The following is a 14,999-nucleotide window of genomic DNA, read 5'->3' as shown; positions in this document are numbered from 1 at the left end:
GGGGCAGCAGGGGACGCCTTCCGTGCGGCGATCCTGTCCGAGGTCCTGCCGGAATGGAAAAGTTTTCCGGGCGCCCTGGCCGTGCGCGTCAGCTTTGCCGAATTCCGCGACGACGGCGCGCCCGAAATCCCGATGATCCTGGCGATCAGCTATCCCGATCTGCCCGCCGTCGAGGCCGCGCTGGCCAGCCCGGCCCGCACCCGCGCCAAGGCCGCGACCGAGGCCGTTCTGGCGCGCTTCTTCGACGGGCGCATTCATCATCACGTCACCACTGCCCATGACCATGAGTTGACCGCTTGAAAAGCCGTTTCCGATCCTGTCCATAGATGGGGAAAGACCCAACGGGGGACATGAGGACTTGCCGCGCCGCGCGCCCACGATGATCGACATTGCCCGGCTGGCCGGGGTGTCGCCCATGACCGTCAGCCGGACCTTCAAGGCCGACGGCTCGGTCAGCGAGGCCGCGCGGGCGGCGGTGCTGCGCGCCGCGGACGAGCTGGGTTATGTCTTCGACAGCACCGCCTCGGCGCTGCGGTCGCAACGCAGCGATTTCGTGGCGGTCACGATCCCTTCGATCAACAACGCGAACTTTGCCGATACTGTGCGCGGCCTGTCCGACGGGCTGCGCGCGCGGGGCTTGCAGATCCTGCTGGGCTACACCGATTACGACGTCGCCAACGAGGAACAGCTGATCGCCCAGCTTCTGCGCCGCCGCCCCGAGGCGATGGTCGTCACCGGCGGCACTCATACAGACCGGGCGCGCGCCCTGCTGGAAAAGGCCGCCATCCCGGTGGTCGAGATCTGGGACCTGCCCGCCCGGCCCATCGGGCATGTGGTGGGATTTTCCAACGCGGCGGCGGTGGGCGGGCTGGTCGATCACCTTGTCGCGCAGGGACGGTCGCGCATCGCCTTCATCGGCGGCGATGCGGCGCGCGATACGCGCGGCCTTGACCGGCGGCGCGGCTTCGTGGCCGCGATGCAGCGCCACGGGCTGGAGGCGACCCGGCTGGTCGATGCGGGAACGCCACCCATCTCGATGGCCGAAGGCGCGGCGGCGATGGCCGAGCTGCTGCTGCGGATGCCCGACACGGATGCGGTCGTCTGCGTGTCTGACCTGTCGGCCTTCGGCGCACTGACCGAATGCCAGCGGCGCGGCATCGCGGTGCCGGACCGCGTGGCCATCGCGGGCTTCGGCGAATACGAAATCGCCCCGATCTGCGTGCCGGCGCTGACCACGGTGAACCCCTTCCCGCTGCGGATCGGGCTGGAGGCCGCGACGCTCATCCTTCAGGCGCTGGACGGCACCCTGACCGAACCCGCCACCGTCGCCATCACCCCCGGCCTGCTGCCGCGCGCCAGCACGGGCGCCTGATCGCGCCCTGACGAAAAGTGCGCACGAATGGCGCGTGCTGTTTCGTGCGTAACACGAGCTTTCAATCCTATCGGGCAATCTCGGGTTGCAGGCGGGACAAGGGTCCTGCCTCGGGCAACCGCGGCGCAGCCGCCGCATCTGACAGGAGAGAAGGCCATGCCACTGCAAAAGATCGGAAAGATGTCGCTGAAGAATTCGGGCGGCTTCGTGACGCGCATCCAGTTCAGCTATCTGGATGACGAGGGCAACAAGCAGCTCACCAGCCAGGGCCACGACATCACCCTGGGCTTCACCGATACGCGCGATCCCGGCGATCTGGGCGTGCCGGACGGCTCGATGGTCTACATGCACGCCTTCGTCGTCTGGGGAACCGACAACGAGGCCAAGCGCGCCTTTCTCTATGAAAAGGGCAACACCTCGGTCGCGCATTACAACATCAGCGGCACGACGCTGAACAATGATCTGGGCCTGATCGACATCTCGTGACGAGCCAGGCCCCGCCGGGGCCGATGACAGGGAGAGAGCAACCATGACACTGCAATATCTGGAAACCAACGTGATCGGGGCCTACCTGATCGACGCGTGGCAGAACCGGCTTCAGACCGAAAGCGACCCGGTGGCGGGGCGCTGGTTCCGGCAGGGCCCCGACACTTCGCCGGGCCTGTTCGGCGGGCTGACCGACAGCCTCGTCACCGATCTAGTCTTTGAAACCGGTCAGGCCAGCGTCAACCGCACCAAGGATCTGGCGCTGTCCACCACGCTGGACAACCGTGCGGGCCTGCTGAACGATTCACCGGCCACCAACACGCTGAGCTGGCAGGTCACGAACACGGTCGCGACCACGAAAAGCCAGACCCATTCGGTCAAGACCAGCCTGTCCGAGGAGATCACCGCCAAAGGCACGATCAAGCTGGTCGAGGTCTCGTCGGTCACGACCTTGTCCTTCGAATACGCCTATTCCTGGACCGAGTCGCAGGCCGTCACCCGGACCGAGGTCAAGACCTTCACCGCCAGCATTCCGCTGAAAGTGCCGCAGGGCCGGGCCTACAAGCTGCTGGTCCTTGCCGATCGCAGCGCGCTGACCTCGCCTTATTCGGCGAAGATCCGGCTGAAGGGCGTAAGCGAGGCGAATTTCGAGCATCCCGTGAACGGCAAGACGCGCCATTCGGCGGATGCGGGCACGATTTGTTCCTGGATCAACCAATATGGAAGCGCCGGTGACGACGCGATGAACTTCGGCGCCGATCCCGCCAACCCGGCCGAGGGGGTCGCCTCGATCCGGGGGATGCTGCGGGTCGATCAGTCCATCGACTTCAACATCCTGGCCATCGACGTAACCTCGACGCTGGATGCCGACCCCGCCTCGACGCGGATCATCGGCAAGCTGCTGAACGGAGAGCCGCTTCCTGCCGACCAGCTGGTAACGGAAAAGCCCATCGCGGCCTGACGGAACCGAAGCGCCGGGCGGCATGGCCGCCCCGCGCATCCGGCCGAGGGATTACAGCGACGCCCCGCCCCCCCGCGCGGTCCGCAGATAGGGGACCGCCCATGACAGGCCGTCCTCGGTCAGGCAGCGCGGATTGTATTCGCATCCGAGATGGCCGTCGAAGCCCGCCGCATCAAAGGCGGCGAAGATGGCGGGATAGTTCAGCTCGCCCTGATCCGGCTCGTGCCGGTCGGGGACGCCGGCGATCTGCACATGCCCATAGGCGCCACGCAGGCGCCGGATGCGGGCGATGATGTCGCCCTCCATGATCTGGGTGTGGTAGACGTCGAATTGCAGCGAGACGTTGCGGCGGTCCAGCCGCCCGATCAGCGCCAGAGCCGCATCCTGACGCGACAGGAAATAGCCCGGAACGTCCCGGTCGTTCAGCGGCTCGATGCTGACCGACAGCCCGGCGCCGGCGGCCATGTCTGCGGCGGCACGCATGTTCTGCAGCCAGACCGCCTCGCAGGCGGCAGGGTCGAGCTGGCCTGCGGTGATGCCCGACATGACATGGATGCGCGGACAGCCCAGAGCCGTCGCGTAATGCAGGGCGCGCGCGACGCTCTCGCGGAACTCGGGCTGGCGGCCCGGCAAGGCGGCAAAGCCGCGCTCGCCCGCTGCCCAGTTCCCGGCGGGCGCGTTGATCAGCGTCAGGCGCAGTCCATTGCGGCGCAGCCGGTCCAGCAGCGTCTCGACCGGATGGTCATAGGGAAAAAGGCATTCGACCGCCTCGAAACCGGCGGCGGCAGCACGGTCGAACCGGTCAAGGAAGGCCGCATCGGGAAACAGCATGGACAGGTTGGCCGCGATCCGCGTCATCGGACCCCCGCCTGCCGCAGCCTGCCGCGCAGGGCACAGGGCGGCGCGGCACGGGATTGATGATGCCCCGAAGCTGTCATCTCGGCCTCATCCTGTCGCCTCTCTCTCGCGCCGTTCCATGACGGATAGAAGACGCTTTCGCATGATCGCCGCAAGCCCCGACCGACCGCGCGGCCCGCCCTTTTCATCTTCCGTTCATGTTCAGATCAGACAGGCTTCAGGCCCGGCGCCCATCTCCTCCCTATCCCCGCAGACAGGCTGCGGGCCGACAGAGGAGAAACAAGATGACCCTTCGCATGCTCGCCCTTGGCGCCACGTTCATGGCCCTGCCCGGTGCCGCGCTGGCCGTAACCGCCACCAAGATCGACGCCGCCATCACCCAGGCCGAAGTCGAGGCCGCGCAGGAGGCATGGGGCCAGGCGCTGGTGCAGATCTCGACCGATTTCGCCGAGGGCGGGATCGACCAGGCTCGCGCCACGGCCGAAGCCGTGCTGGACGCGGCCTATGGCTATGATCTGGGGCCGGTCCTCTTCAAGCCGACCCTGACCGAGGCGCCGCAGACCTTCCGGACGACGCGCGAAGGCGCGCTGGCCTATTTCGTGGGCCATGACGACAGCTTTGCCGATGATGAGGGCTTTGCGCTGAAGGGCTGGACCGATGTCGAGATCGAGAACGCCGCGATCTTCATCAACGGCAGCACCGCGTTGACGATGGGCAATGTCCATATCACCGGCCCCGACGGCGCCGTGACGACGGTGGACAAGACCTGGGGCTTCAAGCGCGACGAGGCGGGCGACCTGCGGATCGTCCTGCACCATTCCTCGCTGCCCTACAGCGCCGAGTGATCGTCGTCCGCCCCGCCTTCGGGCAGGGGCAGGCGATAGCCGAGGCCCCGCACCGCAAGGATGCGGAGCCTCGGGTCGAGACCCGCCAGCTTGCGGCGCAGGCGGCTGACATAGACATCGACCACATTGGTCAAGGGGTCGCGGTCGGCCTGCCAGACGCGCGCCAGGATGCGCTCGCGGCTGACCGTCGCGCCCCGCGCCGCCAGCAGCAATTCGATCAGCGCCAGCTCGCGCGCGGTCAGCGCCACCTCGTCGGCGCCAAGCCGCAGGGCAGGCAGGCGGCGATCCAGAACGACCGCGCCGATCCTCGGGGGGGCGCGGTCCAGCGGACGGGCGGCGCGGCGCATCAGCGCCTCGATCCGGGCCAGCAATTCGTCGAAATCAAAGGGCTTGGGCAGGTAATCGTCGGCCCCGCGCCGCAAGCCGTCGGTGCGCTCATGGCTTTCGCCAAGCGCGCTCAGCATCAGGATCGGCACGTCATGGCCCCGTTGGCGCAGAGCGTGGCACAGCGACAGCCCGTCCAACCCCGGCAGCAGCACGTCCAGAACCACCACGCCCGGCGCGCCGCGCGCCCGGCAATCGCGGGCAAAGCCCTCGGCGGCGGCCAGCCCGGTGCGGCCGCAGGACCGGTGCTGGACGGCATAGCCCTCGGCCTGAAGGCCGCGCATCAGGAAATCGGCCACGCGGGGATCGTCCTCGATCAGCAGGATGTCCATGCCTTAACCCCTTTCCTGCAGAGGCGGCCGGGGCAGCGTCAGCACCGCCTCGACCCCGGCGGGGCGGTTCGGCCCCAGAACCAGCCGCCCGCCCTGCACCTGTGCCAGATCCTGCGCGATCGAGAGGCCGAGGCCCAGCCCGTCGGGCCGATGCAGCCGCGCCGCCCTGCCCCGCCAGCCCCGCGTGAAGACCTGCGCCAGCTCGTCGGGCGCGATGCCGATTCCCTCGTCGCACACGCGCAGCGTCACCGCCGCCGGGCCCTGCGACAGCGCGACCGCGACCCGGCCGCCGGGATGGGAGTAGCGCACCGCATTGTCCAGAAGCGCGGCGACGATCTGGTGCAGCCGGTCGGGATCGGCCAGCACAAGGCAGTCGGGGGGCGGCGGACCGAAATCCACGCTGACCTTGCGCGCGGCGCCCTGACTGCGCGCGCCCTCGACCGCGCGCGACAGGACCGCATCCAGCGCGACGGGGCGCAGATCGACCGATAGCGGGCCGCGGGGGTCGCGCACGAAGGTCAGCAGATCCTCGATCAGGCGGCCCATCTGCCGCGTCACCTCGACGATGCGCGCCAGCGCGGCACGCGGCGTGTCGGCATCCGGGGCGCGCAGGGCCACCTGCGCCTCGCCCCGGATCACGGTGACGGGCGTGCGCAGTTCGTGGCCGATATCCGCGACAAGCTGCTGGCGCGCCTGTTCCGAGGCCGCCAGTTCCTCCAGCGCGCGCTGCAATTCGCCGGTGCGGGCCTGCACGGCATCCTCGAGCTGGCCGCGAAAGAGCGCCTCGCGCTGGCGGTTCTGCGTGACCTCGGCGGCCATCACGTTCAGCTGGCGGCCCAGCCGGACGAATTCGCGGTCGCGGAAGCCGCCGAAGCGGTGGCTGAAATCGCCCCGCGCATAGGCGCCCAGCCCCTGCTCGATCCGCCGCAAGGGCTGGCGCAGACGCGACACAAGCCACAGCGCCAGCGCCAGGCTGCCCGCCACACCGCTGCCCGCCGCGATCAGGAACAGACGCCGCGCGCCCGCCAGACCCTCATCCGCGCGCAGCCGCTCCATGTCCAGGGCCGCGCGTTCCGCCGCAAGGCTCTGCGCCAGAAGCGCGGGCAGGTCGGCCTCAGCCATGTCGCCGAACTGGCCGTCGAACTGGCGGTCGATGCGCTGGATCGCCACGGCCTCGGCCCTCGGCCGCGCGGGCAGCAGCGCGCCGGTTTCCGCATCCAGCCGGTCAAGCGCCGCCGCCAGCAACGCCCTTGTGCGGTCGCGGGCCTCGGATTCCGCAGCCGGCTTGGCGCGCGAAGCGTCGGCGTTGCGGGCTTCCTGCGCCAAGGCGCTGTAATCGGCCAGATGCGCCTCCAGCCGGTCAATCAGGGCCTCACGCGTTTCGGGCGGGGCTGGCTGGCCCAGGATGCGGCGATAGCTCCAGTTGCGCAGCTCGGTCTTGTCCTCAGCGAACATCAGCAGCGTGGTATAGATGTCGCTGGCGATGCGCCCGCGCAGGACGCGATGCTCGGCCTCGCGCAGGATATGCCAGCCCAGCACCGCCATCAGCAGCGCCAGCCCCGCCAGCGCGGCAAAGGCCATCTGAAGCCGAAATCCGTAACTGCCGCGCCGCCGGTTGCGGCCCGCCCTGCGCCCCATCATCGCCGCCTCTTGCACCCCCGGCATGTTCGCCCGATCCGGGCGCGCCGTCCATGCCCGGCCATCGGGCAAGGGGTCACGCCTGCGTCAGACAATATTCCGTGCATGAGCGCCAGATCTCGCCCGGCCTCAGGATCGCATCGGGAAAGCCCGGCCGGTTCGGCGCGTCAGGCCAGTGCTGCGCCTCGAACGCGATGCCGGCATGCGGGCCGTAGCGGCGGCCCTGCAGCCCCGCCATCCCGTCGAAATGCGCCCCGTCATAGACCTGAAGCCCGCAGCAATCGGTCTGCACCTCCAGCGTCAGCCCGCTGCGGCCGGTCAGCCAGGCCACGGGTCGCATCGGCACGGGGCCGTCCGACAGGCAGAAATTGTGATCAAGCGCCCCGGCCTGCCCGACCGGCCGGTCGGCGCGGAAATCGAAGGGCGTACCCGCGACGGGCAGCATCCGGCCGTCGGGGATCATCTCGGCATCGACGGGCAGGTAATGCTGCGCCGCGATCCTCAGCCGGTGGTCGCGGATCGAGCCCAGCCCGTCCAGATCGAAATAGCCGTGATGCGTCAGGCTGCAGGGGGTGGCCTTGTCCGTCCGCGCCTCCAGCGCGATGCGCAGCGTCCGGTCCGCCAGCGCGATCCGCGCCACGATGTCCAGCCGACCCGGAAAGCCCATATGCCCGTCGGGCAGCGACAGGGACAGCGTGACCGAGGACGCCTCGAGCGCCTCGATCCGCCAGATCTGGCTGTGGGTGCCCTCGCTGCCGCCATGCAGCATGTGGCGGCCCAGAAAATTGGCGTCAAGCACATGCGCGCGCCCGTCCAGCAGGAAGCCGGCCCCGCCGATGCGGTTGGCAAAGCGCCCGACGATCGCGCCCAGATAGAGGCCCGGCCCCAGATAGGCATCGGGCGTCTCGCAGCCCAGCACCAGCGGATGGGGAACGCCGTCCAGCCGCAGATCCTGAACGGTCGCGCCAAGCGTCAGGACCCGCGCGCGCAGGCCTCCGCCGGTCAGGGTCACGGCCTCGACCTTGCGGCCGTCGGCAAGGGTGCCGAATTCGGCGGGCGTCGTCTGGTCGGCAAGGGGATTCTGCGTCATCGGTAAGGGTCCATGGCCGGGGCAGCCCGATCTGATGCCGAAGCCAGCCGTCAGGCAAGCCCCGATCGCGTCATCCCTGCGGTGTGCTGGCCTTGCGCTGGCTCGCGCGTTCCAGCCCCAGCCGCCGCTCGCGCCAGATGATCATGATGCCTGCCACGATCACGAGGGCCGATCCCAGGATCACCGGCAGGCCCGGGACCTCGGCAAAGAACCACCAGCCGATCGCCACGGCCAGCAGCATGGACACATAGTCGAAGGGCGCGACCACCGAGGCATCCGCATGTCGATAGGCCGAGGTCAGCAGGATCTGCCCCACCCCGCCCAGAAGCCCCGTCATCACCAGCAGCACCAGCGTCCGCCCGTCGGGCAGCACCCAGCCGAAGGGCAGCGTCAGCAGCGACAGTCCCGAACCGGTGATCGAGAACCAGAAGACGATGGCCGAGGTGCGCTCGGACCGGACCAGCTTGCGCACGAAGATCATCGCCAGCGCCGCGCAGATCGCCCCGGTCAGCGCCGCCATCGCGCCCAGAAGCCGCAGCGGATCGGCCTCGCCCACCCCTGCGCGCAGTTGCGGCGACAGCACGACCAGCACCCCGCACAACCCCAGAGCGACCATCCCCAGGCGGAAGGCGCGCACATCCTCGCCCAGAAACATGCCCGCGAAGATGACGACCAGCAGCGGCGAGGCATAGCCGATCGCCGTCGCCTCGGGCAGCGACAGCAGCGCCAGCGCCCAGAAGCCGAAGCCCATCGCCGCCGTGCCCGCGAGCCCGCGATAGACATGCCCCAAGGGTCGCGGGCTATAGAGCCCCTCGCGCAACTCGCGCCGCCAGACCAGCCAAGCCAGGATGACCGGCACCGCAAAGATCGAGCGGAAGAACACCTGCTGGCCCGGCGGCACGCCGCTTTCGGGGCCGGATGTGGCCTTGATCAGCGCCGCCATGATCGTGAAGACCGTGACCGAGGCGCATTTCAGCAAGATGCCCCGAAGCGGAGAGGAGGTGCCGGATGTCACGTCGCGCGTCCCTGTTCGATGCGCGCGACCTAGGCAGAAATTGCAGATCGTGTAAATCCCCTGACCGTCGCCGCCCGTCACGGCGCGCCTGCCCGCGCGTCATTCGGACCGAGGCGGGTTGCATCATCACGCAACCTCGGGTTATCTCTGAGTTTACGAACTGTTCAGTTCAGTTTGGAATCATGCCGGAATCGGGCGCTGTCCGGTCCCCGATCGGGGCCTCGCCCGCCGATCGTTAGGAAGAGCGCGATGTATTGCACCTGCTGCGGCCACGAAGCCGATCCGGATTGCGCGACCTGTGCGAACTGCGGCGCGCGCTGTTGCCGCCAGCCCGGCGGAATGGTCGCGGGGCTTGCAATCATGCTGATCGCCCTGCCGCTGATCCAGAGAGGGCAGACCGGCACCGGGATGGCGCTTGCCGCGACCGGGCTGGTCCTGTTCCTGATGGCGGCCCGACGGCGCTGGCTGCCCTTTGGCCAGACCTCGGCGGTGTTCGGACTGTCCCGACGCTCGGGCGGCTAGTCCCCGACGGCCTGACAGAACATGACAAGCCCGGGCCGCCCATGGCCCTTGGGCGCATCGCCCTGCCCCGCCTGAACGGCCGGTCTGGTTGCTTGACCAGACGCATGGTGGTCGCGGGGCGCGCCCGGCCCCGAAGCGATCCCAGATCCGTGGTTAGCCAGCCCTTGCGGCGCGCCAGGCCCGCCAGCCGCCATAGGCGGTGATCTCCTCGGCACCCGCAAGGGCATGACTTTCGCACAGAAATCCCGTCACCTCGCGCCCATCGGCCAGCCGCACCTTGCCAAGGCCGAGGGGGGCGGGAATGCGCGCGGCAAAGGCGCCGAAGGCGGCGGGCGGCAATGCCCAGATCTCGACCGAGATGCCCGGCCCCTCATGGCCGGGGTCCATGATCATTCCCGGCTTGGGGGGCACCGTCCCGGACAAGGCGTAAAGCCGGTAGCCCGGCGCCGTCCGCGTCTCCTCCAGAAGAACGCCACCCGGACCGGTCAGTTCGTCGTTCAGCGGCATGCCCGACAGATGCGCGCCCACCACGGCCAAGGGGATCATGCCCTCGGGCAGGATCGGCGCCGCTGGCGGAGGCAGGACGGCCTTGCGGTCATGGCCCATGCCGCAGTCCGCGGCCCGGTGCAGGGCGTCCGCCATCGCGGTCAGCGCCTCGTCGCTGAAGCCCGGCCCGACCAGCGTGACGCCGGCAGGCAGGCTCGACGGTCCAAAGCCCGCGGGCACGGCGATGGCGGCATAACCCATCAGGTTGGCGAAATTCGTGTAGAGCCCGAAGCGGCTGTTCAGCCGGATCGGATCCGCGCGCATGGCCTCGACCGTGGCGGTGGTGGGGCAAGTGGGCAGCAGCAGCATATCGACATCCTGCCAGATCGGCGCCACGGCATGGTGCAGTTCGGCAAGCCGGTAGAGACCGCGGAACGTCTCGACCGCGCTGCGCCCCGCAGCCCCCTCGATGATGGTGCGGACCGTCGGGTCCAGCGCCTCGGGGTGGGCGTTCAGGAAATCCTCGATCGCGGCCAGCCGCTCGGCCACCCAGGGGCCGTCGTAAAGCAGGGCCGCCGCCTCGCGGAACGGGGCGTAGTCGATGGGAACCAGGCTTGCGCCCAAAGCCTCGGCGCGGGAAAGCGCCTTGTCGTAAAGCGCCTCGACCTCGGCATTGCCGTAGAATTCACGCTCGGTCGGAGTCAGGATGCCGATGCGCGGGCGTGATGGGAGGGCCACGGGCGCGGCGCTGCGCGAGAACGGATCGCCCCGGTCCAGCCCCTCGATCACGCGGCGGATGGTGGCGGCATCCGCGACGCATCCGGCAAAGATCGTCACCACATCGACCGACCGACAGGCTGGGACAACGCCGGTATTCGGCACCAGTCCCGGCGTGGGCTTCAGGCCGACAAGGTTGTTGAACGCCGCGGGGACCCGCCCCGATCCGGCCGTGTCGGTGCCAAGCGTAAAGGCGCAGATCCCCGCCGCCACCGCCACCGCCGAGCCCGAGGACGAGCCGCCCGACACATAGGCCGGGTCAAAGACCGAACGCGGCGCGCCATAGGGCGAGCGCGTGCCGTTCAGCCCGGTGGCGAACTGGTCCAGATTGGTCTTGCCGATCACGATGGCCCCGGCTGCGCGCAACCGCGCCACGACCGTCGCGTCACGGTCCGGGCGATAGGCGAAATCGGGACAGGCCGCGGTGGTGGGCAACCCTGCCACATCGATATTGTCCTTGATCGCGCAGGGCACGCCGTAAAGCGGCAGGGCGGCGGCCTCGGTCGGCGACAGGGCCGCCAGACGCGCGGCCTCGGCGCGCAGTTCGTCGTCCGGCGTCGGCGTGATGAAGACCGCCGGGTCGCGCAGGGCCAGCGCGGCGCGGCGGGCGATCACCTGCTCGATCAGGTCGAGGGGGCTTGCGCCTCCGGCAAGAGCCTCGCGCAGGGCGTCAAGCGTCAGCATGGCAGGCAGGGTCATCACTCGGTCTCCATCACGGCCAGAACGTCACCCGCGCGCAGGGTGCGGCCAGGGTCGGCGCGCATCTCGATCAGGCGCCCGGCAGCGGGGGCCTGAACGGCGATCTCCATCTTCATCGACTCCACGATGGCGATCGTGGCCCCTGCCGCAACCCGGTCCCCCGGCGCGGCAAGGTATTTCCACAGCGTCCCCGGCACCGGGCTCTCCACGCCGGTCAGCCCGTCCGGCACGGCCTGCACCGCGCCGGGCGCCGGGCCATGCGCGCCATCATCAGCCAGAAAACTGTCCAGCCCGGCTTCCCGCCAATGCGCCCTTTCGGCATCAAAGGCGGCCTGCTGCCGCGCCTTGAACGCCGCGACCGAAGCCCCCTGCCCCGCCATCGCGCGCTGTTCATCGGCCCAGCAGAACCGGCCCTCGTCGATCCGCAGGGGATAGGCGCCGTGGGGAAAGGCGGCGCGCGCCTCGGCCAGTTCGGCGGCATCGACCTCGTAGAAGCGGATGCGGTCGAAGAAGCGCAGAAGCCAGGGCGCCTCGGCGAAGGGGCCGGTCCGGCGCCAGCTGTTCCAGACCTGGATCGTGCGCCCGAAGAGCTGATAGCCGCCCGGCCCCTCCATCCCGTAGATGCACATATAGGCGCCGCCGATCCCCACAGCGTTTTCGGGCGTCCAGGTGCGGGCGGGGTTGTATTTTGTCGTGACCAGCCGGTGACGCGGATCGACCGGCGTGGCGACGGGCGCGCCCAGATAGACATCGCCCAGCCCCATCACCAGATACGAGGCGTCGAACACGATCCGCCGCACCGCCTGTTCGTCGGGCAGCCCGTTGATGCGGCGGATGAATTCGATGTTCGAGGGACACCAGGGCGCATCCGGCCGGACCACCTCCTGATAACGACGCATGGCTAGGGCGGCCTCGGGGTCGTTCCAGGACAGGGGCAGATGCACGACACGGCTGGGAACCGAGACCTCGGCCGCATCGGGCAGCGCCGATTCCAGCCGCGCCAGTTCCGCGATCAGGTCGCGGCGGCTGATCCGGTCGGCGTGGTAATGGACCTGCAGCGACCGGATGCCCGGCGTCAGGTCGATGACCGGCAGCCCGGCATCCGCCACGGCCTGCATCAGCAGATGCACGCGAAGCCGCAGACCGATATCCAGCACCATCGGCCCGTATTCGACCAGGAGGTTTGCATCGCCCTGCCGCCGATAGGTGACGGTAACGGGCGCGGCCTCGTCCTGCCACAGGATCGGCGATCCCGCCCGCGCCAGTGCGGGCGTGGCCAGCGGACCGGCCACCGGATCGGCGCGGCGCGCGGCCGGGCGGAACCGCACCCGGTCGCCGGGGCGCAACTGCCCCAGCTTCCACAGATCATCCGCCGCGACCACGGCGGGGCAGACAAAGCCGCCGAGGCTGGGGCCGTCGGGGCCAAGGATGATCGGCATGTCCCCGGTAAAGTCGATCGCGCCCACCGCATAGGCGTTGTCATGCAGGTTCGAGGGGTGCAGTCCGGCCTCGCCCCCGTCGGGGCGCGCCCAACGCGGCGCCGGGCCGATCAGGCGCACCCCCGTCCGGGCCGAGCCGTGATGCACTTCGTAGGCATGGTCGAATAGCGTCTCGACATCCTCGGGCAGGAAGAAATCCGGCGCACCATGCGGCCCGTAGAGGACCGAGATCTCCCAGTCATGGGTCAGTTCCGCCGGTTCGACGGGCATGGCCGGGCCGACCTCGCCCCCCGCCGCCATCAGCAGATCGCCCGTGCGGATCGCACCGGTGCCCGCCCCGCCAAAGCCGCCAAGCGCAAAGGCCGTGCGCGATCCCAGCATCTGCGGCGCGTCCCAGCCCCCTTGCAGCGCCAGATAGGCGCGCTGGCCGGGACCCTCGATCCGACCGACCGACAGAACGCCGCCCGCCGGGACATCGACGACCGGCCCCGCGACCGGCTGGCCGTCAAGGTCCAGCCGCATCGCAGCCCCCGCCACGGCCACCCGTGCAGGCGCCAGAAAGCGCAGGACCGGCCCGGAAACGGTCATCTCCAGCGCCGCCGTATCGGGCGGATTGCCCAGCAGGCGGTTCGCGTTCCGCATCGAGCGCGCATCCATCGGCCCCGAGGGCGGGACGCCCACATGCCACAGGCCAAGCCGTCCGGGCAGTTCCTGAAGCGTCGTCTGCGGGCCCGCGGCCAGCACCTCGGCTCCTGCGGGGGCAAAGGTGAAGTCTCGCAAGGCGGCGGTGGAAAGGTTTTCCGGCAGCATCAGGTCCGACCGTGCGATGGCCCGCAGATAGTCCAGATTGGTCGCGATCCCGGCCACCCGGCTGTCCGCCAGCGCCTGCCGCAGCGCCGCCAGCGCGGCAGGACGGTCGGGGCCATGCACGATGATCTTGGCCAGCATGGGGTCGTAATGCGACGTGACCTCGGTCCCGGTCTCGATCCAGCCATCGACACGGATGCCGCGCGGAAAGCGCACCTCGGTCAGCCGCCCGGCGGAGGGGCGGAAATCGGCGTGGGGCGCCTCGGCGTAAAGGCGCGCCTCGAAGGCGGCGCCCTGCGGGGCGGGCAGGGTCGCGGGAATGACCGCCTCGCCCGCCGCCTGCCGGATCATCCATTCGACCAGATCAATGCCCAGAACGGCCTCGGTCACGGGATGCTCGACCTGAAGGCGGGTATTGACCTCGAGAAACCACGCCTCGTCCCGCACGGGGTCCAGGATGAACTCGACCGTGCCCGCCGACAGGTAATCGACCGAGGCGCAGAGCCGGACCGCCGCATCGTGCAGCCGCGCGCGCAACGCTTCGGACAGGCCCGGTGCGGGGGTTTCCTCGATGACCTTCTGGTTGCGGCGTTGCAGCGAACAATCGCGTTCGCCAAGCGCCACCACGCGGCCCGCCCCGTCGCCGAAGACCTGCACCTCGACATGACGGGCGCGCGCGACGAAGCGTTCAAGGTAAAGCCGCGCATCCCCGAAGCTGGCCTCGGCGCTGCGGCGCACGGCGGCGAAGGCCGCGCGCAGCATGGCCGCGTCGTGGCAGAGCTGCATGCCGATGCCGCCCCCGCCCGCGGTGCTTTTCAGCATGACCGGATAGCCGATGCGCTCGGCCTCGGACAGGGCCTCGTCCTCGGAGGCCAGCAGGCCAGAGCCCGGCAGAAGCGGCACCCCCGCCGCCTGCGCCAGCGCGCGGGCCCGGTGCTTCAGGCCGAAGGCGCGCAGATGGTCGGGGCGCGGGCCGATGAAGGCGATGCCCTCGGCCGCCAGCCGTTCGGCGAAAGCGGCGTTCTCGGACAGGAAGCCGTAGCCGGGATGGACGGCATCCGCCCCCGTCTCGCGCGCCGCCGCGATCACGGCGTCGATGTCCAGATAGCTTTCGGCGGCGGGCGCGGGGCCAAGCCTGCGCGCCTCGTCGGCCAGCGCGACATGAGGGGCGAAACGGTCGGCATCCGACCAGACCGCGACCGAGCCCACGCCCATGCGCCCAAGCGTGCGGATGACACGCAGCGCGATCTCGCCGCGATTGGCGATCAGAACCTTGCTGAACATGGCA

The 14,999-nt window shown here is 69.7% G+C and carries 13 protein-coding genes; 6 read left to right on the top strand and 7 right to left on the bottom strand.

The genetic code is table 11. From position 1 onward, the window contains the following. Positions 1-81: 81 nt before the first annotated feature. The 4 genes from QAR72_RS05230 to QAR72_RS05215 all read left to right on the top strand — a co-directional run bounded on the left by QAR72_RS05230 (position 82) and on the right by QAR72_RS05215 (position 2,819). Positions 82-300, top strand: a complete 219-nt coding sequence (locus QAR72_RS05230) for a hypothetical protein (protein WP_304616314.1) — start codon at positions 82-84, stop codon at positions 298-300. A gap of 79 nt (positions 301-379) precedes the next feature. Further along, complete coding sequence (locus QAR72_RS05225; RefSeq protein ID WP_304616313.1) at positions 380-1,372, top strand: LacI family DNA-binding transcriptional regulator; 993 nt, start codon at positions 380-382, stop codon at positions 1,370-1,372. 180 nt (positions 1,373-1,552) lie between these two features. Next, on the top strand, positions 1,553-1,858 hold the full coding sequence (locus tag QAR72_RS05220) for a hypothetical protein (RefSeq protein ID WP_304616312.1): 306 nt from the start codon (positions 1,553-1,555) through the stop codon (positions 1,856-1,858). 43 nt (positions 1,859-1,901) lie between these two features. Beyond that, positions 1,902-2,819 (top strand): hypothetical protein, encoded by a 918-nt coding sequence (locus QAR72_RS05215; RefSeq protein ID WP_304616311.1) that lies wholly within the window; start codon positions 1,902-1,904, stop codon positions 2,817-2,819. A gap of 51 nt (positions 2,820-2,870) precedes the next feature. Here the strand turns inward: QAR72_RS05215 and otnI are convergent, their stop codons facing one another. Then, entirely contained in the window at positions 2,871-3,677 is an 807-nt protein-coding gene (gene otnI, locus QAR72_RS05210; protein ID WP_304616310.1) for a 2-oxo-tetronate isomerase, read from the bottom strand. A 284-nt stretch (positions 3,678-3,961) separates the two neighbouring features. Between otnI and QAR72_RS05205 the strand changes: the two genes are divergently transcribed. Beyond that, the gene (locus tag QAR72_RS05205; protein ID WP_304616309.1) at positions 3,962-4,522 is read left to right on the top strand and encodes a phosphoribosyl-AMP cyclohydrolase; all 561 of its coding nucleotides are present in this window, start codon (positions 3,962-3,964) and stop codon (positions 4,520-4,522) included. Here the strand turns inward: QAR72_RS05205 and QAR72_RS05200 are convergent. The 4 genes from QAR72_RS05200 to QAR72_RS05185 form a co-directional block, all read right to left on the bottom strand. Beyond that, complete coding sequence (locus QAR72_RS05200) at positions 4,507-5,238, bottom strand: response regulator transcription factor (RefSeq protein WP_304616308.1); 732 nt, start codon at positions 5,236-5,238, stop codon at positions 4,507-4,509. The two genes, QAR72_RS05205 and QAR72_RS05200, sit on opposite strands and share 16 nt — an antisense overlap. Positions 5,239-5,241: 3 nt before the next feature. Beyond that, entirely contained in the window at positions 5,242-6,903 is a 1,662-nt protein-coding gene (locus tag QAR72_RS05195; RefSeq protein WP_304616307.1) for a sensor histidine kinase, read from the bottom strand. Between the two features lie 49 nt (positions 6,904-6,952). Continuing rightward, the gene (locus tag QAR72_RS05190; protein WP_304616306.1) at positions 6,953-7,966 is read right to left on the bottom strand and encodes an aldose epimerase family protein; all 1,014 of its coding nucleotides are present in this window, start codon (positions 7,964-7,966) and stop codon (positions 6,953-6,955) included. A 70-nt stretch (positions 7,967-8,036) separates the two neighbouring features. Continuing rightward, positions 8,037-8,981 (bottom strand): DMT family transporter, encoded by a 945-nt coding sequence (locus QAR72_RS05185; protein ID WP_304616305.1) that lies wholly within the window; start codon positions 8,979-8,981, stop codon positions 8,037-8,039. A 339-nt stretch (positions 8,982-9,320) separates the two neighbouring features. On the opposite strand from QAR72_RS05185, the gene QAR72_RS05180 reads away from it, so the two are divergent. Continuing rightward, complete coding sequence (locus QAR72_RS05180) at positions 9,321-9,503, top strand: hypothetical protein (protein WP_304616304.1); 183 nt, start codon at positions 9,321-9,323, stop codon at positions 9,501-9,503. A gap of 153 nt (positions 9,504-9,656) precedes the next feature. Here the strand turns inward: QAR72_RS05180 and atzF are convergent, their stop codons facing one another. Further along, a complete protein-coding gene (atzF, locus tag QAR72_RS05175; protein WP_304616303.1) occupies positions 9,657-11,465 on the bottom strand; it encodes an allophanate hydrolase in 1,809 nt (602 codons plus the stop codon). Beyond that, positions 11,465-14,995, bottom strand: a complete 3,531-nt coding sequence (uca, locus tag QAR72_RS05170) for an urea carboxylase (protein WP_304616302.1) — start codon at positions 14,993-14,995, stop codon at positions 11,465-11,467. Before uca ends, atzF begins: the two co-directional genes overlap by 1 nt. Between the last annotated feature and the right edge of the window lie 4 nt (positions 14,996-14,999).

Source organism: Paracoccus sp. (in: a-proteobacteria) (genome assembly GCF_030604785.1).
Lineage (GTDB): Bacteria > Pseudomonadota > Alphaproteobacteria > Rhodobacterales > Rhodobacteraceae > Paracoccus.
The sequence above is the reverse complement of the archived record's forward strand: the minus strand, read 5'-3'. Positions and strand labels throughout refer to the sequence as shown.